Origin of the sequence: Roseobacter sp. N2S (assembly GCF_031454055.1) — a bacterium.
Classification (GTDB): domain Bacteria; phylum Pseudomonadota; class Alphaproteobacteria; order Rhodobacterales; family Rhodobacteraceae; genus Amylibacter.
Genome location: NZ_JAVDQB010000001.1, coordinates 538,696 through 556,872, shown reverse-complemented (window position 1 = coordinate 556,872; position 18,177 = coordinate 538,696). Strand labels below are relative to the sequence as shown.

The 18,177-nt window shown below is 54.5% G+C and carries 15 protein-coding genes; 7 read left to right on the top strand and 8 right to left on the bottom strand.

Annotation, left to right across the window (positions count from 1 at the left end):
* Window positions 1-15 precede the first annotated feature (15 nt).
* From GGE09_RS02700 to GGE09_RS02685, 4 genes are read left to right on the top strand one after another with little or no spacing between them, the layout of a single operon-like run.
* On the top strand, window positions 16-1,215 hold the full coding sequence (locus tag GGE09_RS02700) for an aromatic ring-hydroxylating dioxygenase subunit alpha (protein ID WP_309743616.1): 1,200 nt from the start codon (window positions 16-18) through the stop codon (window positions 1,213-1,215).
* Entirely contained in the window at window positions 1,212-2,090 is an 879-nt protein-coding gene (locus tag GGE09_RS02695) for an ABC transporter permease (RefSeq protein ID WP_309743614.1), read from the top strand. Before GGE09_RS02700 ends, GGE09_RS02695 begins: the two co-directional genes overlap by 4 nt.
* Window positions 2,087-2,896, top strand: a complete 810-nt coding sequence (locus GGE09_RS02690) for an ABC transporter permease (protein WP_309743612.1) — start codon at window positions 2,087-2,089, stop codon at window positions 2,894-2,896. The genes GGE09_RS02695 and GGE09_RS02690 overlap by 4 nt, the downstream gene beginning before the upstream one ends.
* Entirely contained in the window at window positions 2,893-3,978 is a 1,086-nt protein-coding gene (locus tag GGE09_RS02685; RefSeq protein WP_309743610.1) for an ABC transporter ATP-binding protein, read from the top strand. Before GGE09_RS02690 ends, GGE09_RS02685 begins: the two co-directional genes overlap by 4 nt.
* Window positions 3,979-4,043: 65 nt before the next feature.
* Here GGE09_RS02685 and GGE09_RS02680 read toward each other — a convergent pair whose 3' ends face one another.
* Entirely contained in the window at window positions 4,044-5,087 is a 1,044-nt protein-coding gene (locus GGE09_RS02680; RefSeq protein ID WP_309743608.1) for an extracellular solute-binding protein, read from the bottom strand.
* A gap of 740 nt (window positions 5,088-5,827) precedes the next feature.
* Between GGE09_RS02680 and GGE09_RS02675 the strand changes: the two genes are divergently transcribed.
* On the top strand, window positions 5,828-6,868 hold the full coding sequence (locus GGE09_RS02675) for a response regulator (protein ID WP_309743606.1): 1,041 nt from the start codon (window positions 5,828-5,830) through the stop codon (window positions 6,866-6,868).
* Window positions 6,868-7,191 (top strand): Hpt domain-containing protein, encoded by a 324-nt coding sequence (locus GGE09_RS02670; RefSeq protein ID WP_309743604.1) that lies wholly within the window; start codon window positions 6,868-6,870, stop codon window positions 7,189-7,191. The genes GGE09_RS02675 and GGE09_RS02670 overlap by 1 nt, the downstream gene beginning before the upstream one ends.
* A 110-nt stretch (window positions 7,192-7,301) precedes the next feature.
* Here GGE09_RS02670 and GGE09_RS02665 read toward each other — a convergent pair whose 3' ends face one another.
* The 6 genes from GGE09_RS02665 to GGE09_RS02640 all read right to left on the bottom strand — a co-directional run bounded on the left by GGE09_RS02665 (window position 7,302) and on the right by GGE09_RS02640 (window position 16,571).
* The gene (locus GGE09_RS02665) at window positions 7,302-7,682 is read right to left on the bottom strand and encodes a response regulator (RefSeq protein ID WP_309743602.1); all 381 of its coding nucleotides are present in this window, start codon (window positions 7,680-7,682) and stop codon (window positions 7,302-7,304) included.
* 19 nt (window positions 7,683-7,701) lie between these two features.
* Window positions 7,702-10,863 (bottom strand): PAS domain S-box protein, encoded by a 3,162-nt coding sequence (locus GGE09_RS02660; RefSeq protein ID WP_309743600.1) that lies wholly within the window; start codon window positions 10,861-10,863, stop codon window positions 7,702-7,704.
* A gap of 299 nt (window positions 10,864-11,162) precedes the next feature.
* Window positions 11,163-12,116 carry an oligopeptide/dipeptide ABC transporter ATP-binding protein gene (locus tag GGE09_RS02655; protein ID WP_309743598.1) on the bottom strand — a complete coding sequence of 318 codons (954 nt, stop codon included), beginning with the start codon at window positions 12,114-12,116 and terminating at the stop codon, window positions 11,163-11,165.
* On the bottom strand, window positions 12,113-13,987 hold the full coding sequence (locus GGE09_RS02650; protein ID WP_309743596.1) for a dipeptide/oligopeptide/nickel ABC transporter permease/ATP-binding protein: 1,875 nt from the start codon (window positions 13,985-13,987) through the stop codon (window positions 12,113-12,115). Before GGE09_RS02650 ends, GGE09_RS02655 begins: the two co-directional genes overlap by 4 nt.
* Window positions 13,984-14,931: an ABC transporter permease gene (locus tag GGE09_RS02645; protein ID WP_309743595.1), complete on the bottom strand. Its 948-nt coding sequence runs from the start codon at window positions 14,929-14,931 to the stop codon at window positions 13,984-13,986. The genes GGE09_RS02650 and GGE09_RS02645 overlap by 4 nt, the downstream gene beginning before the upstream one ends.
* A gap of 62 nt (window positions 14,932-14,993) precedes the next feature.
* Entirely contained in the window at window positions 14,994-16,571 is a 1,578-nt protein-coding gene (locus GGE09_RS02640) for an ABC transporter substrate-binding protein (protein WP_309743593.1), read from the bottom strand.
* A gap of 103 nt (window positions 16,572-16,674) precedes the next feature.
* Between GGE09_RS02640 and GGE09_RS02635 the strand changes: the two genes are divergently transcribed.
* Window positions 16,675-17,343, top strand: coding sequence for a DUF1028 domain-containing protein (locus GGE09_RS02635; protein ID WP_309743591.1), 669 nt, complete (start codon window positions 16,675-16,677; stop codon window positions 17,341-17,343).
* Between the two features lie 24 nt (window positions 17,344-17,367).
* Here GGE09_RS02635 and GGE09_RS02630 read toward each other — a convergent pair whose 3' ends face one another.
* Entirely contained in the window at window positions 17,368-18,150 is a 783-nt protein-coding gene (locus GGE09_RS02630) for an FCD domain-containing protein (protein WP_309743589.1), read from the bottom strand.
* Window positions 18,151-18,177 lie beyond the last annotated feature (27 nt).

Sequence of the window (18,177 nt, the reverse complement as noted above, 5' to 3'; positions counted from 1 at the left end):
GGAAAGAGGCATCACATGCTCGACCATAAAATTGAAATACCAACTGACTGGGATCGCTCGGGTCTGCCGGGCTGGGCGTATTTTTCGGACGAGCTGTTGGCCCTTGAACGGGACATGTTGTTCCGCACCCACTGGCAACTTGTCTGCCACATCAGCGAGGTCGCCGACCCCGGCCAGTATGTGACCCTTGATGTGGCCAACGAACGGGCTTTGGTGATCAAAGGCCATGACCTCGAAATTCGCGCCTTTCACAACCTGTGCCGCCACCGCGGATCACGGGTTGTGGCCGATGAACGGGGCCAGTGCAATAAGGCGTTGATCTGCCCCTATCACGGTTGGGCCTATAATCTGGACGGGTCCATGCGCGGTGTGGCCAACAAAGATACGTTTCCACCGATGGACCCTGAAAAATGGGGGCTAAAGCCGCTGGAAATGGAAATCTGGATGGGCTTTGTGTTCATTCGTTTTCAAAAAGGCCCCCAGCCAGCGGTGGCCACCGTGATGAAACGGTTCGAGGATGAAATCCGCCCCTATGCCACAGACACAATGGTCCCGTCTTATGAAGGCGGGGTCTATGAAAAATCCGATGTAAACTGGAAATCCATCCGCGATGTGGACAATGAGGGCTATCACGTCCGCCAAGCCCACCCCGGCCTGCATGATCTGTACGGCGTGGATTACTTCGACGAACCCTACATCGAGGGCGCGTCCCGCACCGTCGGGCCGTTCAACCAAGGCCCGTCAAAGCTGTGGAGCGTGCGCAACTACCGCAAATTCCTGCCCCATCGTGACAACCTGCCCGAAAGCCACCAAAAATGCTGGCTGTATATTGGCATGTTCCCCAATGTGGTGATCGGATTATACCCCGACAGCATGATCTATTATCAGGAAATCCCGATTTCCGCGACCGAAACATGGCAGCGCGGCGGCGGGTTCAAATACCCCGACGAAAGCCGCGAATTACGCGCCGCCCGCTATTTGGCACAGCGGATCGACCGCGACACCATTCAAGAAGACAAAATGCTGACAATCTGGTCATGCGAGGCAACAAAATCATCGGCTTATGACGGGATTACCCTGTCAGACCTTGAATACGGATTAAAAACCTATCACGATCAATTGCGGCAGTTCCTGCCTGTTTTGAACGACACCAAGGAACCCGCCGCTGGCACAATGGCCGCGCGCAACGCGGAACTTCTGGAAGGATCCCGATGACCACATTTGCAAAATGGCGCAGGTCGGACGCCGCGCAGGGGCTTCTCCTTGTCAGTCCAACATTCATCTACGCTGTTTTGCTGCTGGCAGCACCACTGGCCATGGTTATCGCGCTCAGCTTTTGGACGCAGGATTATCTGGATCTCGATAAAACCTTCACCCTGAAGAACTATGTCGAGGCGTGGTCCGAGCCGATTTACCAGACCCTGATGGCCCGTTCGTTGAAATTGTCGGCGCTGGTCACAGCCCTGACCATCGCGCTGGCCTTTCCGGTGGCCTATTACGTCAGCTTCTACGTGCCCCAAAAGCGTAAACCGCTATGGATTTTTATGATCACCATCCCGTTTTGGACCAGCTATCTGATGCGGATTTTTCTGTGGAAGGTGATTTTGGGCTATAATGGCGTGATCAACGGATCGCTGCTGGGGCTTGGGGTGATCGAACAACCGCTGACCTTTATCCTGTACAACCAGAACGCCGTGGTGCTGACTCTTGCCCATGCTTGGGTGCCTTTTGCCATCCTGCCGATCTTTGTGGCACTGGAAAAAATCGACCGTTCCCTACTAGAGGCCGCCGAGGATCTGGGTGATGGCCCGCTACGCCGCTTTATCCGCGTGACCCTGCCACTGGCCATGCCCGGTGTGGTGGCGGCAACGGTGATCGTCTTTATCCCCACCATCGGGGATTATGTGACGCCCCGCCTTGTGGGGGGGCCAAACGGATTAATGATATCCAACATGATCGAATTGCAGTTCAAAAAGGCCAATAACGCGCCCCTTGGGGCTGCATTGGCCTTGTCGGCCATGTTCCTTGTATCCGTGATTTCTTTGGTCTTCGTCTGGATGAACCGTAAATATCTGGTGGGGCAAAAATGAAACCGTCCAAGTGGTTTAAATTCTACATCGCGATCTTTCTGGTCTTTCTTTACGCGCCTGCCCTTCTGTTGCCCGTGTTTGCGTTTAACGACAGTTCAATCGTGGCCTTCCCGCTGAAAGGCTTTACCTTCAACTGGTTCACAGTTTTGTGGGAAACCGAAGCGCTGCATGCGTCGGCCAAGAACAGCCTGATTATCGCTCTCAGTACCGCCGTGATTGCCACCACCCTTGGCACTTTGGCGGCGCGGGCGTCTGCGCGGTATAAATTTCCGGGGCAAAAGGGCGTCATGGGCTTTATCATGATCCCGCTGGTGCTGCCCGAAATCATCGTCGGTGTGTCCTTGCTGGTGGTGATCCTGCAATTGGGGTTTGATCTGTCGCTGTGGTCGATTGTGTTGGGCCATGTGCTGATCTGCACCCCGTTTTGTGTGGCAATCCTGTCTTCAGCCTTTCTGAATCTGGATCAAAGCCTTGAAGAAGCGTCTTTCGATCTGGGCCAGACCAAATTCGCCACTTTCTGGTTGGTGACCATGCCACTGGTGCTGCCCGGTATTGTGTCGTCGATGTTGATATCCTTCACCATTTCGCTGGATGAATTCATCATCGCCTTCTTCCTTGCGGGCACCGAACCGACCCTGCCTGTCTATATCTGGGGGCAACTCCGCTTCCCGCAAAAACTGCCAAGCCTTATGGCCCTTGGTACGGTGCTGCTGGTCCTGTCGATGACTTTGCTGGCCACCGCCGAATATTTCCGCCGCCGCAGCGCACGTAAAACAGGCATCGAAGATGCCGGAGGATTTCTATGACCGAACCGATCATCCGCCTTTCCGGCATCGACAAATTCTACGGTGATTTTCAGGCGCTTTATGACGTGAACGCCGAAATCCAAAAGGGCGAGTTTTTCTCCCTCCTTGGCCCCTCAGGCTGCGGCAAGACCACGCTTTTGCGTACCATCGCAGGGTTTGAAGACGTCTCCAAAGGCACTGTCGAAATCGCCGGACAGTCGATGGAGGATGTCCCCGCCAACAAACGCCCGACCAATATGGTGTTCCAAAGCTATGCGATCTTTCCCCATATGACCGTGGCCGAAAACGTAGCCTACGGGTTGAAGGCCCGTAAAATGCCCAAAGACCAGATCGCAACCGAGGTTGCATCTGCCCTTAAAATGGTCGGACTGGCTGGCTATGGTGATCGCGCCTCTCATGCGCTGTCAGGGGGCCAGCGGCAACGTGTGGCACTGGCCCGTGCGCTGGTGTTAAAGCCAAAGGTGCTGCTGCTGGATGAACCCCTGTCCGCGCTCGACAAAAAGATGCGCGAACAAATGCAATCCGAACTGCGCCACCTGCAACGGGCGGTTGGCATTACCTTTATCCTTGTCACCCACGACCAAGAAGAAGCCCTGACCATGTCAGACCGCATTGCGGTGATGTTTGACGGGCGGATCGGGCAACTGGCATCGCCCCAAGAATTGTACCGCCGTCCGGTCAATCGCAAAGTTGCAGAGTTTATCGGGGTAATGAACTTTCTGGATGTGTCTTATACCGCAGGCGCAAACGGCGCTTTCGATTGTGACATCAATGGCTTGGGTCAGGTTACTGTACCCGCCGAGCAAGCCCCAGGCGGTGTTGATGCATCTGTGACCGCAGGCGTGCGCCCTGAAATGTTAACCATCCTGTCAGGCGAAAACTCCCGCACCGAGCGCGAGGCCGCAGGCACGGTTTCGGATGTCTATTACTTTGGCGATATGACCTACTACGATGTGAAGCTGGACGGCGTGGACAAACCCGTCACCATTTCCATGCGTAACACCGCAGGGCGCACAGTGCTGGGCCGCGATGACCGCGCACGAGTCGGCTGGGGCGCTGAATCCGTGCTGCTGCTGAAATAAACCCGCCCCATCGGGCATAAAAAAGGGCGCTGAAACCAGCGCCCTTTTTGTAATCTCTGACAGGATTAGAAGCCTGCTTTAATCTTTTCAAATTCCGCGATCATCTTCTCGCGCAGTTGTTGATCCATCGGGATTTGCGCCAGAACCGGCACCTCCACGTCACCCAGACCCGCACCATCCAGTGCTTCTGCGCCAAGGGCAGTCATCTGCGCTTGGTTGCCGCTGCCATAGCCCCATTCGTTCACAATATACTGTGTGGACTCCGGTTCCATCCATGCGTTGAAAAAGTCATACATGGCGGCTTCGTCATTTGGTCCGTCTTTCAGGTTCACATAGCCACAGAACCATGTGGAAGACCCTTCTTTGGTGGACCGGTTCGCCGCAACGGGGACCTCTTCGGCGGCCAGTGTGGTCGGGGTTTCATTCCATGCCCAAGCCACGATCACCTCGCCGCTGGTCATCAACTGCCCCAATTCCGCACCATCCGCCCAATAGGCCCGCACGTATTGGTGAACTTCGCGCAGCCAAGCGTTGGCTTTTACAAAATCTTCATCCGTCGCCTTGGACCAATCAGTCACGCCCGTCGCCAGATAGGCCAGTGCGTATACATCATCCACATTGTCTGGCAGCGAAATACGGCCCGCGTATTTCGGGTCGCGGAATACTTCGAGTGTGTTCATCGCTGATTCATCTACCAAATCAGTACGATAAGTCAGCGCAGTGGATCCCCAATCCGCAGGCAGCAGATAATAATCATCGCCAACCTTGAACGCCTCTTTCATTGTATCGTTCACTTCATCCCAGCGGGTAATCTTGCTGGTGTCGAGCGGTTCAATCAGCCCGGCTTCGTGCCATTTAGACACGGATTGGCTGCACGGATGGGATACATCGGCCTTGAAACCGGAGCGCAGTTTTTGGAAGGCTTCTTCTTCGTCACCAAAGAAAGCAAAGGTCGGTGGGCCGCCATGTTTCTGAATATAGGCTTGGAAAAAGCCCTCATCCTCATAGCCGGACCAATCAAAGACAATCAGTTCGTCGCCAGCGACAGCAGCAGATGCGGCAAGAAATCCGGACAGAATGGTTCCGGTCAGTAGTGCGTTGATTTTCATAGTAACTCCCGATTGGTTAACGCGCTCCAGATCGTTGGCTGGATTGCGATGAAATCCATTTAAACCTAGTGCAGGAATTGTATTGGGTCTAGGGATTCCAACCAAATCGGGTGTTTTTCTGCCCCGATCCCGCTCGCTCAATGCTCCCCTAAGAGGGATCGCTTGAACACAAAAACAATCGGTAGGGCGCTTTTCTTTCCCTCTACAGCGCAACGATGAATCCCCTCGGGTTGAGTCCGAAATTCCAAACCAGCACGTTTCCAACCACAACTCGCCTGTTACAGCGAAACGCAGGCAGGCGTTTTCTTGCAGAAATCCGCTTTTGATCAAGGCAACCTAAGGTCCGTGTACCTCTCTGAAAATCAACAGATATGATTCGAAAATGGGTGGAATTGTTTAGGGAAGTCTCTGATTCTGAGCTTATGGCTACACAAACCGAACAATTCCACGAAAACAGGGGCTCTCTATCGTCGACTGTCCCGCAAACCCAAGTTAATCGTTAAAAAACAGTGGGCTTTGTTTCCCGAGGAAAGTCAATTCTGGCAAAACGTGACAGATTTACATCGGATTTCCGCCCCTGACACAGTTTTTCCCTTACATATTCTGACACTTAACAACTACACGCCACAAACGCGCCATATTTTTCCAGAATACTACCAGAAGATGAAACTAATCCTAGGCGTCCCGTGGATGGATCAAAATATGGGCGCCTTGCGAACAAGAATATACTGGTGGGGACTATGAAGATACTCGCGGTTGATGATGACGAAATCATCCTGGAGCTTTTGAAAGAGGTGGTTGCGGCCGCAGGCTTTCCGGACATCACGTTGGTGGATTCCGGTGCTGCTGCCCTGAAGGCCATCGAACAAAGCCCGACACGATTTGATTGCTTCCTTTTGGACATCCAGATGCCCGAAATGGACGGGATCCAACTGTGTGACAAAATTCGTAAAATTCCGGCCTACCGATCAACACCGGTGCTGATGATCACGGCGATGGCTGACAGGCAATACATCGACCGCGCCTTTGCTGCTGGCGCGTCGGACTATGTGACCAAGCCGTTCGACGTTCTGGAACTGGGCACACGGGTGAAACTTGCCGCCCGCCTGATCAAGGAACAACATGCCGTCGAAGACAAAGACTTCGCACTTGAAGCCCTGCGCGACCAGATTGAAACCGTTCAATCCATCCATGTCGCGGATGAGGTTCAGATCGAAGGCGTGGCCGGTGTGATTGGCAAGCTGGCCTTTGAAAACTATCTGCTGCAATTGTCCCGCGGCGGCTTGTTCGGGTCCAGCCTAGTTGCCTTCCAGATCGCAAATATTTCGACCATCCACCAGCACAGCTCTGCCGCTGACTTCACCAATACAATCGTTGATGTGGCAGAAGCCATTTCCGATAACCTGCGCCGTACAGAGTTTTTCCTCGCCTATCGTGGCAACGGTGTTTTTGTGGCGATTTGCCATAAGGCGGTTGCGGATTCCTTCACCGATCTTCCTGCCGAAATCGCCCTGAGCATTCGGGATATGGAACTGGTCTATGACAATGGCGCCAAAATGGATGTGCGTATGGTCATGGGGCAACCTGTGAAATGTGGCTTCTTTAACCCGACCAATACGCTGGAACCTTTGTGGAAAGCGGTTGATTCCGTGGAACTGCGGGCGCAATCCATGCAACGCCGGCCTGCAAGCTCTGGCTGGTCTTCAAAGATCAATACAATCCGGAACCGTCTGAAGCATCCTTCAGCAAAGCACGTTTCTAAAATGGAATTGGGCTTCTAATGAGCGCGGGCCTGTCAGATAAACTTCGGGAAATCCGCGAGAAGTTCGTGGCCAGCCTGCCGGAACGCAAAGAGCGGTTGATCGTTCTGTCTGGAAAGCTGTCCAACGGGCAGTGCACTGCCGAGGATATGGAAGAGTTGCGCTTCATTGTGCATAAGATCCACGGACTGGCAGGCACCCTTGGCTTTGCTGCCTTGGGTCAAAATGCTGCAGTTCTGGAATTACAGATCGCAGATGCCATCCAAACCGGTGGCTACACCTCCGTCATGTGCGAAGGCGTCGAGCAACTGATTGATTTCATTCAAGGCGCGATGGATACCTGAAACCGCTGCACCCCTGATATCAGGGGTGTCCGAAGCTGCAACGCCACCCTGTTTTGCACAGGCCAGCCGCAGCAGTTTTCTGGTAGATTTTTGTAGGTTAGCAACCGCGTTTAAGCTGAGTACTCATCCCAGATCGCCTGAATTTCTTCGGCCAAAGTGGTTGGATCAAACGGCTTTACAATCACAGCAATAGCACCAGCTTCCATCAAGGCCTGCTTCTCTCGATCATGGGCTTTGGCCGTCATAAAAATCGCCGGAACCGTTTCCAGACTGGGGATCTTGCGCAATCCTTGCAAGGTTTCTTCCCCGCCAATGGCCGGCATCATCACGTCCAACAAAAACAGATCAGGCGCAAAATTTTCAGCTTCGGCAATTGCATCGTGACCCAAAGAGAATTGGTTCACTTCAAAGTTGCCAATCACTTCTAAAGCGATCTTCGCAATTTCGCGGATATCTGCATCGTCTTCGACGTGGAGTATTTTATTCAGCACAATGATAACGTCACTTGTTTTACGAGAAGGTGAGTTTGTTTTTCATGGTATCCATGATCTCTGCAAGGATTTTCTCGTTTGTAACCCTTGATTTTAACAACACAGACGAGACATTTTCATGCCGTAAGTCTGCTGTTTCATCGCCCGAAAACACGATAATAGGCAGCGTCTTGGAGGTGTCTTGCCTTATATTGCGCAAAAGGTCCAGACCACTGCCGTCTGGCAGGTTCAAATCCAGCAACATTAGGTCATATACCCCGTTATCCAACAGCGCCCGCGCCGCCGTCAGGGTGGCGGCTGTGTCAATCACGGCCAAATCCGCCACGATGTTTTTCACAACTTCCCGCGTGCTGGCATCGTCTTCCACATGCAGAATACGCGGCTTATCTACGCCGGTTTTGCTGACAACCGATTGTAAAAGCGAAATTAGTTCCCGACTGTTTGGCGGCTTGCGGAACAGACCTTTCAGATTGGTCGGAGCAGGATCATCGATCTGGACCTGACTGCCGGTCACAATGACAACGGGCAGATTGCCGTGCTGCGGGCTGTTGCGTAATTCATAAAGCAGGTTCAACCCGTCTTCGTCCGGCAAGCCGATATCAAGCGTCATGGCGTCGAAATTCATATGTTCCAGCCGTTCGCGCGCACTGCCCACAGTGGCGGAAATAGACACATCGAAACCTTCGAATTCCAAAGTATTTTTCAGGGTTTGCGCGACATCTTTATCATCCTCGCAGACCAGAATTTGCGGCAACGCGGGGCGTAAAGTGGGTTCTGACTTAGATTTAACCTCTTCAAGCAGGTCCAGCTCGAACCAGAAATCAGTCCCCTCATCGGGAACACTGTGAAAATTCAGCCGCCCACCGTGGTTTTCCACAATCATCTTCGAAATGCTCAACCCCAAACCGGTGCCGCCCTTTTTGCGCACATCCGATGAATCCGCCTGGGTGAACTTTTCAAAGATGGTGGATTGGGCGGCTTCGGGAATCCCGGTGCCTTTGTCAGATACTGTGATGCGCACCTTTGGCCCGATGGTTTCCAAACGAATATCCACCGTATTTCCGCTGGGCGAAAATTTGGCTGCATTGGACATCAGATTGGCCATAACCTGCAACAGGCGCCCCGCGTCGGCCTTGGCATAGACAGGACCGCCTGAATGGATCGCATTAAAGGTGATGCCCAAATCCTCGCCATAGGATTTATTGGCCTCCAGCGCGTCATCCAGCACACCGATCAGTTCGGTCCGTTCATACTGAAAGTCCATCTTGCCCGCTTCGATCTTTTCGATATCCAGAATATCGTTGATCAAACGCACCAAACGTTCGCAGTTGTTATAGGCGATTTCGATCATCGCCTTGGGCTTGTCCGGCAATACGCCCATCGCTCCGGTGCGCACCAGACCAAGCGAGCCTTTGATCGAGGTTAAAGGCGTACGCAATTCATGGCTGACCGTCGCAACAAATTCCGACTTCGCCTTATCCGCAGCTTTTGACAGGGTCAGATCGCGGACAGTCGCCAGAAAATACGGGCGGTGGTATTTGGGTTCAATATATTGAAGGTTCACCTCAACTGGCAGAATCGAGCCATCTGCCAAATAGTGTTCGGTTTCATAAATCGTGGATTGGCTGTCGCCCAGGATCAACTCATCCAGCCGCTTCTGAAATATCTCTCGGGTCAGCGAGGGGTTGGTATCAATCGGGCCGTGTTCCAGAAACTCCTCAAAGGTGTTGCCAGACCGGCGCAGGGCTTCTTCGTTACCATAGAAATAGCGGTGGGTTTCCGGCCAGAACATATGCACCGCATCCGTGCTCAGATCGAGCGCGGTTTTAAAGCGGCGGATTTCCCGCTCGGCGGTGGCCCGTTCGGTGATGTCGCGCACAATCGCCACAAAATGATCGCCCTGCTCGTTCATGCGCAGCTTTTGAATGGTCACTTCGGTCGGGCGACGGTGCAGGCTTCTGCGTTCAAAGGTCACCACATTCTTTTCACCCGAGCGCAGCGCCGCCACTCGTTTTTCAAACCGCGCCCGATCGAAATTCTCGTCATCATCCAACGGCGATTTACCGCGATATTCGTTTTCTCTCCAGCCCACAGACCGCAGCGCGGCCTTGTTCAGATAGGTGTATTCAAGCGTCCCTTCCTTCATGATGAACACCTCATATTCTGCAAGATCCAGAACGGTACGCATATTGGCCACTTCCCGCTTGGACCGGGAGGCCTCTGTCACATCGCGGATCACCGACACATAACGCGGGTTTTCATTGGGGGGCGTCACATATTGCAGGGTCACATCCAGTACGCGATCCCCAGAGGGCATTTCAAAACTTGCCAACCCGCTTTTGCTGGATTTCAGCGATTTCAGCAGGCTGGGAAAGCGTTTGCGATCAATGGGAATATTTGCATCCAGAACGGTTTTCGCACGATAGCCCTGTTCCGACCAGTTGTTGGTTTCCCGCGCCGCCTTGTTCATATAGATGAATTGCAGCGTATCAGGCCAGAACATCGAAACTTCATCCTGCAACAAATCCAAAGACGAGGTTAACTGCCGCTTGGCTTCGGCCATTTTATTGGCGGTGATGTCGGTGCGAATAGAGGTGGTGTTCACAAAGGTGCCGTTGGCATCATAAAACGGCACCATAGTGGCCTGCGCCCAAAAGAAATTACCGTTCTTCTTTTTGGTTGGGATTTCACCTGACCAGGGTTCTTTGTGATCAACGGCGTATTGCAGATGGCCTCTGGTGTCGTCCAGAATCTTGCCCGCCCAAAGGATCTTAACGTCCTGACCGATGACTTCTTCGGATGTGTAGCCGGTCACTTTCTTAAAATTATCATTCACATAGGTGATAATACCGTTGTGGTCGGAAATACTGACAATAGCGTGGTGATCCATCGCCAGTTTCTGGAATTGCAGTTCCGCGCCTTGTTCGATGATCGTATGGCGGCGGTGTTTCAGCAGATGGATGTTGCGAAAGGTGACCGCGATTAACGCGAACAACAACGACAGAAAAAGCATGCCGCCAGACACGACGAACCAATAGTAGGTATCCACAAATTTGACAAAAACAGAATGGTCCGCGCTGGTAAATGTACGGGCAACGCTTGGGGAAGCCGTCATAGCCAAAGCTGCCAGAACAGAACCCGAAAACAGCATTTTAGCGCGTAAAACAGCACTGCTGCGCATGGTCCTCACACAGCGTGCAATACGCAAATTGGCCGTGCAAAAGAGTCTATGCCGGGGGTGAAACTGGACCATTTAACGCCTGCTCGTTTATTTATTCGGCTTGTTATCAGCCTTTCGACTTAGAGTAGAAACGCCTTATCATCCGATTGGCCAGCAAATATCATAGTCACGGGCAACGCTAAACAATTTTGTGATTAATATGGCAGTTTTTCTCCCGTAAGTTGATTTTAACCCAAGGAATACCTGCAATTGTGGTGCGCCAAAGCGCCTAAATGCCAGTTTCAACAACCCAATGCGGGTTACAACGGGTTGAAGCAGGCAACTTGGGGTCCGTCACCTGCATCTGATAGGGACGGAACCTTACTGGCGCATATATCGGTGGCATAGGCACAGCGCGCACGAAAGGCACAGCCAATCGGCGGGTCCAGCGGGTTTGGCAACTCGGTTTCACGCCCTTCGGGTGCGCTAAGGGGGCGACCAACCACAGGGGCGCTGTCGGCCAAAAGTTTGGTATAGGGGTGACGCGGATTGGCGAAGATATCTGTGGCGCGCCCTACTTCGACCACCGCCCCGAAGTAAAGCACGGCAACACGGTCACTTACTGCTTCAACCACCGCAAGGTCATGGCTGATGAACAGATAGGTCAGCCCGAATTCCGCCTTCAAATCCGCCAACAGGTTCAAAACCTGCGCCTGCACCGATACATCAAGGGCCGACACGGGTTCATCAAGGATCAGGATTCGCGCCTCGGCGGCAAGGGCGCGGGCAATACCGATCCGCTGGGCCTGACCGCCGGAAAATTCATGGGGGTAGCGGTCCAGAAACGACTCGCGCAGGTTCACGGCAGCAAAAATTTCTGCGATCCGCTTGTCCCGCGCCGCCTTTGGCATTTTATGCAACTGTTTAAGCGGCGTTTCCATCACCTGACGTATGGTTTTACGCGGGTTCAAGCTGCTGATCGGGTCTTGAAACACATACTGGATTTTGCGCCCGAACAGAGCAGGATCAGCGGTATCAAGGGCGGCCCCTTCGATTTCGATGCTGCCAGTGGAGGCAGGCAAAAGCCCCACCAGCATCCGCGCCAATGTGGATTTTCCGCAACCGGATTCCCCGACAATCCCAAGTGTTTCGCCCTGCTCTACCGTTAATGTCAGGGATTGCACCGCATGGACCTTGCCTTTGGCCGCACCCAACAGGGATTTACCCACAAGAAAGGTTTTGGACAGGTCGTTCAGTTTCAAAGCCGTCGTCATAGCGCACCCCCTTGGGGTTCAGGGTGAATACACCGCACCGCCCGCAGCCCGCTGCGATCAAACGCAATCTCGCCAGCGCGGCATGCGGGCGTGGATTTATCGCAGCGTTCGGCAAAGGCACAGCCCGTAGGCAGATCGTCCACCATTGGCGGCAAGCCTGGAATTGCCGCCAAGCGGCGGCGCCCGCCGCCCAGTTCCGGTACACAGTCGATCAGCCGTTTGGTATAGGGATGGGCGGGTGCGGTCAGGATCGCGTCGGTCGGGCCTTCTTCGACGATCCGCCCCGCATACATCACCGCCACACGGTCACAAAGCTGCGCCACAACGCCGAAATCATGGGTGATAAAGATAATCGCCACCCCCCGTTCGCGCCGCAGATCGTTCAACAGCGCCAAGATTTGCGCCTGCACCGTCACATCCAGTGCGGTTGTGGGTTCATCCGCGATGATCACATCAGGATCATTTGCCAGCGCCATAGCGATCCCCACCCGCTGCCGCATTCCCCCTGACATTTCATGGGGATAGCTGTCTATCCGGCTTTCGGGATTGGGAATGCGCACGGATTGCAACAGCGCGATTGCCTTGGCGCGACCCTCGGATTTAGAAATTTTACGATGGGCGGAAATGGCCTCGATCAACTGATCGCCGACTTTGTACAACGGATGTAACGTGGCCAGCGGATCTTGGAAAATATAGGCCACGCGGTTGCCGCGCAACTGGCGCAAATCCTCGTACGGGGCACCGATAATATCCGTGCCTTCAAAGCGCACAGCCCCGCCCGTGATCACGCCGGGCGGAGAGGCCACAAGCCCCATCACGCTAAGCGCCGTGACAGATTTGCCAGAGCCACTTTCGCCGATGATCCCCAGGCATTCGCCCTTGCGCACAGACAGGCTGACGCCGCCCACAGCTTTGTAGACACGGTTTTTCAGGCGGAATTCGGTTTTTAAATCCTGCATGGCCAGCACGCCATCGTCCTCGGGCTTTGGCACATCAGTGCGATCCACCAACGTTGCCGCCATGGGCCGTGTCAGCGCGCCTGATTTCAACCGTGGATCCAGTGCATCGCGTACCCCGTCCCCCAAAAGGTTAATCGCCATCACGATAATCAGGATCATCACACCCGGCACAATTGATGTATGCGGGTTGGTGATCAATGCCGACCGCGCCTCGCCCAGCATAGACCCCAAATCCGCCTGCGGCGGTTGCGAGCCGAGCCCCAGAAACGACAGCCCCGCCGTTTCAAGGATCATCCAGCCGATGGTGGTGGACATGGCAATCACAATCACCGGAATAACATTGGGCAGGATTTCCGTCAGAATAATCCGCCCGTCCTTCATACCCGCCAGCCGCGCTGCATCGACAAATTCCTTATGGGCTATCCCCGCCGTAATGCCGCGAATGTTGCGGGCGAAAAATGGGATATTCACCGCCGCCACCGCAATCAGCGCGTTCATCAAGCCGGGGCCAAGGGCCGCCACAATCGCCAGCGCCAGCAGGATATAGGGAAAGGCCATCAACATATCCACGCCGCGCATGATAAGATTATCCGTGCGCCCGCCGTAATATCCTGCAATGATCCCGATCCCCGCGCCCAATGTCGCCGCCGCAATCGCTGCGGCAAATCCCACCGCCAAGGACAGGCGGGTGCCCCACAGCAACCGGCTAAGCAGATCACGCCCCAGATGATCGGTGCCAAGCCAGCCACCATCGCCAAAGGCTGGTTTGAAACGGTTGGCCGTGTCGATCACATCCGGATCAGCCAGTGGCAGGATCGGTGTCAAAAGGGCCAGCAGCACCACGACGGCCAGTGCCACGCCGCCCCAAAGTGCCAGTTTGTTACGGGCCAGCAGCGCCAGAAAAGCGGTCATGTCTTGATCCTCGGGTCCAGCAGGCTTTGCGCCACATCCACAATGATGTTGAACATCACATAACAGGCCGCCACAAAGACCACGCCGCCCTGCACCAGCAAAATATCCCGCTTTAAAATGGCATCCACCAGCATCCGCCCTACGCCGGGCCACTGGAACACCATCTCAATGTAAACCGCCCCTGACAGCACAAAGCCCGCCTGAATACCCAATACCGGAATGATACTGACCATGGCAGCCCGCAGGGCATGGCGCCAGATCACCCCCCGTTCGCCCACGCCTTTGGCCCGTGCGGTACGAATAAAATCCTGACGCAGCACCTCTAGCATGGCAGAGCGGGACAGCCGTGCAATCACCCCCGTGGCCACTACGGCCAGTGCAAAGGCAGGCATGGCCAGATGGTTCAGCAAATCAGGTAGGTCCCCACCGCCGTAAATCGCGTACATGCCAGACACAGGCAGCCAGCGCAGTTGCACCGCAAACAGCAGGATCATCATCATCCCCAGAAAGAACGACGGGATGGAAATTCCCAGTAGCACAACAAAAGTAATCGCCTTATCCGCAAACCCGTATTGCCGCGCGGCAGACACTACGCCTGCTAAAATCCCCAGCAAGGAACACAGCACAAATGCCGTTCCCGCCAGAACCAGCGTGGCGCTGAACCGTTCCAGAACCTCGTCCAGAACGGGGCGGTTCAGGGCAAAGCTTTGCCCGAAGTCCCCTTGCAGCATATTGCCCAGCCAGATGAAATATTGCGCGACCAAGGGCTTATCCAACCCCAGATCGCGGTTCAGTTTTTCAACATTTTCAGGCGTCGCATACGACCCAAGGATCGCCGTCGCGGGATCGCCCGGGATCATCGCCATAATCAGGAACACGATAACAGTGATACCCAACAACACGGGCACCGCTGACACCAGCCGTTTCAGGATATATCCAAGCATCGCGTCCCACCCTAGATCTTATGACCAGATCAGCGGGCCGTTTGCGCGGCCCGCTGGTTTGGTTAATTCTTTACCACGTCTTTTAGCAGCAGGAAAAACGACGGTTGCAGGGCAAAATTTTCAACCTTGTCGCTGGTTACAGCATTCTGCTTCCAGTTTGCCACAAACACCCAAGGCGCGTCGTCTTGCACAATGGTTTGCATTTCCTGATACAGCTTGGCCCGTTCGCCCTGATCCGTCGCAGCACGGGCGGATTCCAGCAGTTCATCCACTTTCGGATTGGAATAATAGCCTGAATTAAAGCCCCCTTTGTCTGGCCAGGCTTCGGTGCGCAGCGCCAGATAAGGCAGCGTGTCAGGGTCGTTGGTCATCCACGCCATTTCCGCCATATCCGCCTTACCCTCTAGGCCCGGATTCACCTGGCCAAGGAAGGTGTTCCACTCATAGGTTTCGATTTTAACCTTCAGCCCGACCGCCTGCAAATCTGCCTGAATGGCAGTGCCCATGGCAATCGGGTCCAACATGCCAGACCCGCCCTCGGTTACATAAAAGGTCAGCTCGGCTCCTTCGGCACCGGCCTCGGCCAAAAGCGCTTTGGCTTTTTCAGGGTCATAGGCATAGGGCTGCAATGTCTTGTTATAGGCCCAGGCAAAGGCGGGCGGCGTTGGCCCGGCCGCAACGGCGGCGGTGCCTTCCAGAACGTCATTCACCAAAGCTTCTTTGTTGATGGCGTAATTGGCGGCCTGGCGCACACGTTTATCCGCAAACGGGCCTTCTTTGGCGTTCAGGATCAGGAACCAGACGTGGGGGCCTGCCTGTTCCACCAGATGAAAAGCATCGCCTTCAAATTTGGACAGGGCAACGGGGGGCACCTCGACCATCATGTCGATACCGCCTGCCAGCATTTCGGCAGTGCGGGTGTTGGCGTCAGTGATCGGACGGAACACAACCGCTTGCAACTCTGTGGCGCCGTCCCAATAATCTGGGTTTGCCTCAACCACCACGGCTTCATTGCTGCGCCATTCGGCGAATTTGAACGGACCTGTGCCAGACGGATTGCGCCCGAATTCCGCACCAAATTTTTCCACCGCAGCGGGCGAAACGATCAGACCTGTCGGATAGGCAAGATTGGACAGAAACGGCGCATAAGGCGCGTTCAGGGTGAACTTCACTGTCAGCGGGTCGATCGCTTCGACGTTTTGCACCGCTGAAAAGAAGAAGGACAGCGGGAAGGGGCCGGTGTTGTGATAGGGGTGATCCTCTTTCAACATGCGGTCAAAGTTGAACTTTACCGCTTCGGCGTTGAAATCACTGCCATCGTGGAATTTCACACCTTCGCGCAGTTGGAACGTATAAACCGTGCCGTCTTCGCTGATGTCCCAGCCTGTGGCCAACGCGGGTTCGGTTTCTAAAGTGCCGCCTTTATAGCGCACCAGCCCGTCGTACACATTCATCAAAATCCGAAAGTCATTCACTGCCGTGACCGCCGCCGGATCAAGCGCCTTAGGCTCGGCAATCTGTCCCACAATCAAAACACCCGGCGGGGTTTGCGCCACAACGGGTGCTGTCATGTTCAAGGTCAGCGCCACTGCCGCCCCCGCCACCAAAAGGCTGCGTCTTGTCCAATCTATTAGTGTCATATCTGTTTACCTCTCCGTTGAAGACTGTCATTATTTATCATGATTAATTGCATGAGGCCAAATTTTCATGATAAATACAAGACCTATGTGCAAGGATGACTAAATGACGTTCTCGATTCTGGTTTATGACCAAAAAGCAGGCATTTATGGTGCGGCAGCCGCGACAGGCAGCCTGTGTGTAGGGGGCTGGGTGCTGCGCGGGGACGCAGAATCAGGGCTATCCGCCTCCCAAGGCACCGCCCCAAGCACCTTTTGGGGCAGTGATGTTCTGGCGTTGATGAAAGACGGACAGTCGGCGCAACAGGCTGTTGAAACGGTAACACAAGCGGATAAAGGACGCGACTTTCGCCAGTTAAGCGCCGTGTCCCCACGGGGCGATGTGGCGTCATTCACGGGCGCGCAAAGCATAGAGGTGGCGGCGTCGGTTCACGGCACGCAGGCGGTGGTTGCAGGCAATATGCTGGACAATCCCCGCGTGTTGCCCACGATCCTATCTGCCTATGACGCCGCCAGTGGCGCGATGCCAGACCGTTTGTTGGCTGCACTAAATGCAGGACAATCCGCAGGCGGTGACAGTCGTGGCCTGCTGTCTGCCGCGCTGTTGGTGGTGTCGCGCACAGCCGCGCCTTTGACGCTGCGCATCGACTATGCAACAGACCCTTTGACCAGCCTTGGCGCGCTGCTGGATCATTCCCGATCAGAACCGTATCATTCGTGGATCAAAATGGTCCCGACCCTTGATGATCCGTATCAGGACGGCACGACGGGTTAGGCCCGTGGTGCGGAAACAAGAGTCTTATTCGGCGAAAAAACGCGTTAAAACCTGTTCTTCCTGCCCTTCCATAAGGGTCTGCGCGGTTTCCATATGATCCGCCATAATGCGCCGTGCCAGCCCACCGTCCCCGGCCCGCAAGGCCCTGACCAGATCCATCTGATAGGCCCGCCCGCGCTGCCAAAGTTCAACATTGGGCGGGCTATACAACTGGCGAGAGACTGTCAGATCAGACAGGATTTGCGCCATAAATCCGATCAGAAATCCCAGCAATTCATTGTCTGCATGATCCGCCAATCTGGAATGGAATTTAAGCGAGGCAATGTGCTGTTCCCGTTCTTCATCCGGCGTCGCGGCGGGTTCAGGGTATTGATCAATCAGCGTTTCCAATTCTACCAGCGCAGGTTCAGCCAGTTGCCCCGCCAAAGTCGCCACCAATTCGGGTTCCAACGCACGGCGGATTTGATAGATGTCACGGATGCTAAGGTTCTTGAAATAAAAATAATTGCCCAACAACGCCCGCGCCCGCTCGACCGAGACTTCACCGACAAAACTGCCGCCGCCCGGGCCAGTGCGCGTTTCAATCAGACCCTGTGCTTCCAGGATTCGCATCGCCTCGCGGATGGTGCCTTTGGATCGGGCATAACGGGCGATCATCTCGGTTTCGCTGGGCAAACGCGCCCCTTTGCGCAGCCCTTGGGACACCACCCAATCCTTGATCGCATCGGCAACCTGCACAGGACGGCTGCGGCGCGGCTCCCCTGTTTTGGCTTTGGTCGGGACGGTTTCTGATTTCCGAGATGTCATGATTTTCTTCTAGATTATGATACCCAA

Bases quoted from the DNA above. Each gene is read 5' to 3' on its own strand.
- GGE09_RS02700 (WP_309743616.1), top strand. From the start codon at position 16: ATGCTCGACCATAAAATTGAAATACCAACTGACTGGGATCGCTCGGGT.
- GGE09_RS02695 (WP_309743614.1), top strand. From the start codon at position 1,212: ATGACCACATTTGCAAAATGGCGCAGGTCGGACGCCGCGCAGGGGCTT.
- GGE09_RS02690 (WP_309743612.1), top strand. From the start codon at position 2,087: ATGAAACCGTCCAAGTGGTTTAAATTCTACATCGCGATCTTTCTGGTC.
- GGE09_RS02685 (WP_309743610.1), top strand. From the start codon at position 2,893: ATGACCGAACCGATCATCCGCCTTTCCGGCATCGACAAATTCTACGGT.
- GGE09_RS02680 (WP_309743608.1), bottom strand. From the start codon at position 5,087: ATGAAAATCAACGCACTACTGACCGGAACCATTCTGTCCGGATTTCTT.
- GGE09_RS02675 (WP_309743606.1), top strand. From the start codon at position 5,828: ATGAAGATACTCGCGGTTGATGATGACGAAATCATCCTGGAGCTTTTG.
- GGE09_RS02670 (WP_309743604.1), top strand. From the start codon at position 6,868: ATGAGCGCGGGCCTGTCAGATAAACTTCGGGAAATCCGCGAGAAGTTC.
- GGE09_RS02660 (WP_309743600.1), bottom strand. From the start codon at position 10,863: ATGCGCAGCAGTGCTGTTTTACGCGCTAAAATGCTGTTTTCGGGTTCT.
- GGE09_RS02655 (WP_309743598.1), bottom strand. From the start codon at position 12,116: ATGACGACGGCTTTGAAACTGAACGACCTGTCCAAAACCTTTCTTGTG.
- GGE09_RS02650 (WP_309743596.1), bottom strand. From the start codon at position 13,987: ATGACCGCTTTTCTGGCGCTGCTGGCCCGTAACAAACTGGCACTTTGG.
- GGE09_RS02645 (WP_309743595.1), bottom strand. From the start codon at position 14,931: ATGCTTGGATATATCCTGAAACGGCTGGTGTCAGCGGTGCCCGTGTTG.
- GGE09_RS02640 (WP_309743593.1), bottom strand. From the start codon at position 16,571: ATGACACTAATAGATTGGACAAGACGCAGCCTTTTGGTGGCGGGGGCG.
- GGE09_RS02635 (WP_309743591.1), top strand. From the start codon at position 16,675: ATGACGTTCTCGATTCTGGTTTATGACCAAAAAGCAGGCATTTATGGT.
- GGE09_RS02630 (WP_309743589.1), bottom strand. From the start codon at position 18,150: ATGACATCTCGGAAATCAGAAACCGTCCCGACCAAAGCCAAAACAGGG.